This is a genomic window from Rhodobacter sp. SGA-6-6 (genome assembly GCF_011043545.1).
Lineage (GTDB): Bacteria > Pseudomonadota > Alphaproteobacteria > Rhodobacterales > Rhodobacteraceae > Pseudogemmobacter.
Window position 1 is genome coordinate 1 of the sequence record NZ_JAAKGP010000055.1, and the last position, 869, is coordinate 869.

General features: G+C 61.9%; 1 pseudogene. It reads left to right on the forward strand.

The features are described from left to right. Positions 1-77: 77 nt before the first annotated feature. Positions 78-847: pseudogene (locus tag G5B31_RS20930) on the forward strand (IS5 family transposase). The last annotated feature ends 22 nt before the right edge of the window (positions 848-869 follow it).

Below are 869 nucleotides of genomic sequence, written 5' to 3' on the forward strand. Positions count from 1 at the left end.
CTAGGGTCAGGACCCATTAATCGGCTTGAGGCCGCCCGGTCTGCGTGATTCAAGCTCCCGAACTGACGGGGGTGATGATGAGCAACCTGTTCTGGCTGACCGACGAGCAGATGGAGCGGTTGAAGCCGTTCTTCCCGAAGAGCCATGGCAAGCCGCGTGTAGATGATCGGCGCGTATTGAGCGGCATAATCTTCATCAATCGCAATGGCTTGCGTTGGTGCGACGCCCCGCGTGAGTATGGCCCACCGAAGACGCTCTACAACCGTTGGAAGCGGTGGGGTGACATGGGGGTCTTCGCGAGGATGATGGAGGGCCTGGCCTCCGAGGGCACCGAGCATAAGACGGTCATGATTGATGCGACCTACCTGAAAGCGCACCGCACGGCTTCGAGCCTGCGGGCGAAAAAGGGGGGGCCGACCACCAGCGCGGGCGCCTGATCGGGCGCACGAAGGGTGGCTTGAACACCAAGCTGCATGCCGTCACCGACGCCAAGGGACGACCCCTGAAGTTCTTCATGACCGCAGGCCAGGTCAGCGACTATACTGGAGCCGCCGCCCTGCTGGGCAGTCTGCCCGCTGCCGAGTGGATGATCGCGGACCGGGGTTATGACGCCGATTGGTTCCGAGATGCTTTGAAAGACAAGGGGATACACCCCTGCATCCCCGGTCGGAAGTCGCGCGGCAAAGCTGTCCGCTACGACAAGCGGCGCTATCGCCGCCGCAACCGCATCGAGATCATGTTCGGTCGGCTGAAGGACTGGCGAAGGGTCGCAACCCGCTATGACAGATGCGCCAAGACCTTCCTGTCCGCCGTCGCGCTCGCCGCTACCGTCATGTTCTGGCTTTGACGATCAATGAGTCTGGACCCTA